This window comes from Neobacillus niacini NBRC 15566 (genome assembly GCF_001591505.1).
Classification (GTDB): Bacteria; Bacillota; Bacilli; order Bacillales; family Cytobacillaceae; genus Neobacillus; species Neobacillus niacini.
Genome location: NZ_BCVA01000095.1, coordinates 1 through 3548 on the forward strand (window position 1 = coordinate 1; position 3548 = coordinate 3548).

The window sequence follows — 3548 nt, forward strand, 5'->3', positions numbered from 1 at the left end:
GAAGGACAAATCCGGAGAGTTCCCAGTAAGATTAGTCCTTCATAAGGGTTTTCATGAGAAAAATCAACATCAGTCTTTAAAAAAGCCAATCATAAATTAAAAGGGGGCCTCTACCATGGGCGAAAGAATTCTTAAATTATTGATGGATATTTTAAGTACGCCAGCTGTTCTAGTTGCGTTAATATCACTAGTTGGTCTAATCATCTTGAAGAAGCCGGCAAGCGATATTGTAAAAGGAACGACGAAAACGTTTTTAGGCTTTCTCGTAATCTCTGCAGGTGCTGGCATTATCGTTGGATCACTTGAACCATTTGGAAAAATGTTTGAAGAAGCTTTTAACGTTAACGGAGTTGTCCCGAATAATGAGGCAATTGTGGCGATGGCATTAACCAAGTATGGCAGTGCGACAGCATTTATCATGTTCTTTGGGATGTTAGCGAATATCTTAATTGCTCGTTTTACTCGATTAAAATATATCTTCTTAACGGGCCATCATACGTTATACATGGCTTGTATGCTAGCTGTTATCTTAGTGGTTTCTGGGTTAAAAGGAGTTCCATTAATTATTGTTGGTTCCCTTGCGTTAGGGTTAATCATGGCTGTCTTCCCAGCCATTTGTCAGCCTTTTATGCGAAAAATTACGGGTAACGACAATGTTGGTTTCGGTCATTTTTCAAGCTTAGGTTATGTGTTGTCTGGTCTTGTCGGGAAAGTGGTTGGGAAGGGATCTCGTTCAACAGAAGAGATTAAATTCCCTAAAGGTCTAGGATTCTTGCGTGATAGTTCTGTAACGATTTCATTAACCATGGTCATTCTATATGTTATTATTGCTCTCTTTGCAGGTCCATCTTATGTGGAGGCAGAGCTTAGCGGCGGTACTCATTATATTGTTTTCTCGATTATTCAAGGTGTTACGTTTGCAGCAGGGGTTTTCGTTATCCTTTCAGGTGTTCGACTGGTGTTAGCTGAAATTGTTCCTGCGTTTAAAGGGATTTCTACGAAACTCGTTCCGAACTCAAAGCCAGCTTTAGACTGTCCGATTGTATTCCCATACGCACCAAATGCTGTTTTAATTGGTTTCTTCTGTAGTTTCCTTGGCGGTATTGTGGGAATGGCGATTCTTGGTTTTGCAGGCGCAGTGATTATTTTACCAGGTGTTGTTCCACATTTCTTCACTGGTGCAACGGCAGGAGTATTCGGTAATGCAACCGGTGGTGTTCGCGGTGCGACGATTGGATCGTTTGCCAATGGTTTATTGATTACCTTCCTGCCTGTATTCTTAATGCCGGTACTAGGCGATCTTGGATTTGCTAGTACTACATTCTCTGATGCGGACTTTGCAGCTTCTGGGATTCTTCTTGGTAATATCGCTAATTCCTTTGGCTCTACAGGTGTTACCGTTACGGTGGTTGGTCTTGTTGTCCTTGCAGTGGTGTTTGGTTTTTTCAAGAAAAACAAAGCAGCATCTGATTCACAACAAGTTGGAGCATAGGTCAATGGGGGTGTTTACGCACCCCTATCTTTTTGAATAAAAAAGGGAGGAAAGAATATGAATCTGCAAGAAATAGAAGCGTTTCGCGATGAAATTCGGCTAAAAACATTAAAAGAATTGTATCATCTCGGTTTTGGGCATTACGGTGGCAGTTTATCCATCATTGAGGCCTTGGCGGTTTTATATGGTGAAGTGATGAAGGTGAATCCTAAGGATCCGAAATGGGAAGATCGTGATTACTTCATTCTATCAAAGGGTCATGGAGGACCAGGTCTTTATGCGACATTAGCAGCGAAAGGATACTTTCCTGAAGAAGTTCTTTATACCTTAAATCAAAATGGAACGACCCTTCCTTCTCATCCTGATAAGAATTTAACACCGGGCGTGGATATGACAACGGGATCCCTAGGACAAGGAATATCCGCAGCGGTGGGTGTTGCTCTATCTCATAAACTATCAAATAAGAGTAATTATACGTATTGTATCGTTGGGGATGGTGAATTAAACGAAGGGCAGTGCTGGGAGGCAGCCCAGTTCGCCGCACACCATAAGCTGAATCAGCTCTTTGTATTTATTGATGATAATAAAAAGCAGCTTGACGGTCCAACCAAGGATATTATTGATCCCCTAGATTTTGTGGAGAAGTTTAAAGCGTTTGGTTTTTACACTTTAAAGGTGGACGGTCGTTCGCTGGAGCAAATCTATCAGGCAATTGAAGAGGGGAAAGGCCAGACTGTTCAACCTGTTGCAATTATTCTGGATACCGTTAAAGGTCAAGGCGTCCCGTATTTAGAGGAAAAAGCGGATAACCATCATATTCGCCCTAGTAAAGAAGATGAAGAGGTCATTTTGGCTGCCATTGCGGAATTGGAAAATAAACTTGGAAAGGTTGTGTCATAATGATTGAAACACCATCCAAAAGCTATGAATTAGAAAAGATAGAAATGCGGCAAATGTATGCGCGGACTTTGGTGGAATTGGCGCAGGCCAATCCAGATGTGATTGCCTTAGAAGCCGATTTAATGAGCGCGATTGCTACGAATAAGATTGTGAAGGATATTCCGAATCAAATTATTAATACGGGGATTATGGAAGCCAATATGATGGGAGTGGCTGCCGGTCTATCGCTGACAGGGAAGATTCCTTATGTCCATACCTTCGGTCAATTCGCAACTCGACGGACATTTGACCAGCTGTTCGTTTCAGGTTCCTACGCGAAAACGAATATTAAGATATTGGGATCTGACGCTGGGGTAACGGCTGAGCATAACGGCGGAACCCATATGGCGTTCGAAGATCTTGGTCTTGTTCGCCTTCTTCCTCAAGCAAAGGTATATGAAGTAAGTGATTCCACCATGCTTCGTTACTTGCTTCGAAAGATTGAAAAAGAGTTCGGTATCCATTACATCCGGACGATCCGCAAAAATGCCGTTAAGCTTTACGATGAAAATGAGGTATTTGAAGAGGGGAAAGGAAAGGTTCTCCGTGAAGGCAGCGATGTTACCATTATCGCGAGCGGCATTATGGTAGCGGAATCCTTGAAAGCAGCAGATTTGCTTCTCGAAGAGGGAATTGAAGCTAGCGTGATAGATATGTTTTCGATTAAACCAATTGATAAGGATTTAATCGTTAAGTACGCTAAGAAGACGGGAGCCATTGTAACAGCAGAAAATCATAACGTCATTGGCGGACTAGGCAGTGCCGTCGCAGAAGTCCTAAGCGAACACTGCCCAACCAAGATGAGACGTATTGGAGTCAAAGAACAATTCGGGCAGGTTGGAAAGCTTGAATACCTGAAGGAGTTTTACAAGCTAACCCCGAAAGACATAGTAGCAGCAGTCAAAGAAATATTATAAGAGTGAAAGGTACCGGGTTAAACCGGTACCTTTTATATACTTTCGAAAAAAGGTACTTTTTCTCGGAATTATTTATTTTTATGTGTTTTGAGGACAAATCATGTGGCGGCAAGCAAGGATTTGTCATTTAGGCAGGGTCTTGGGGACGAATTGTGTGTGTAGCGAGCAAGGATTTGTCCTTGATGCAGGGTCTTGAGGAC

Annotated in this window: 3 protein-coding genes; all 3 read left to right on the forward strand. The window is 42.3% G+C overall.

Features of this window, described 5'->3' with window-relative positions:
- The first annotated feature begins 115 nt into the window (after positions 1-115).
- Genes BANA01_RS28705 through BANA01_RS28715 form a run of 3 tightly spaced genes read left to right on the forward strand, consistent with a single transcriptional unit; the run spans position 116 to position 3348 of the window.
- On the forward strand, positions 116-1492 hold the full coding sequence (locus BANA01_RS28705; protein ID WP_034677499.1) for a PTS ascorbate transporter subunit IIC: 1377 nt from the start codon (positions 116-118) through the stop codon (positions 1490-1492).
- Between the two features lie 57 nt (positions 1493-1549).
- Complete coding sequence (locus tag BANA01_RS28710) at positions 1550-2392, forward strand: transketolase (protein ID WP_034677498.1); 843 nt, start codon at positions 1550-1552, stop codon at positions 2390-2392.
- Positions 2392-3348 carry a transketolase family protein gene (locus BANA01_RS28715; protein WP_034677497.1) on the forward strand — a complete coding sequence of 319 codons (957 nt, stop codon included), beginning with the start codon at positions 2392-2394 and terminating at the stop codon, positions 3346-3348. The genes BANA01_RS28710 and BANA01_RS28715 overlap by 1 nt, the downstream gene beginning before the upstream one ends.
- The last annotated feature ends 200 nt before the right edge of the window (positions 3349-3548 follow it).

What these genes read in the sequence shown, in the direction of transcription:
- BANA01_RS28715 (WP_034677497.1), top strand. Translation starts at nt 2,392, where the DNA reads ATGATTGAAACACCATCCAAAAGCTATGAATTAGAAAAGATAGAAATG.
- BANA01_RS28710 (WP_034677498.1), top strand. Translation starts at nt 1,550, where the DNA reads ATGAATCTGCAAGAAATAGAAGCGTTTCGCGATGAAATTCGGCTAAAA.
- BANA01_RS28705 (WP_034677499.1), top strand. Translation starts at nt 116, where the DNA reads ATGGGCGAAAGAATTCTTAAATTATTGATGGATATTTTAAGTACGCCA.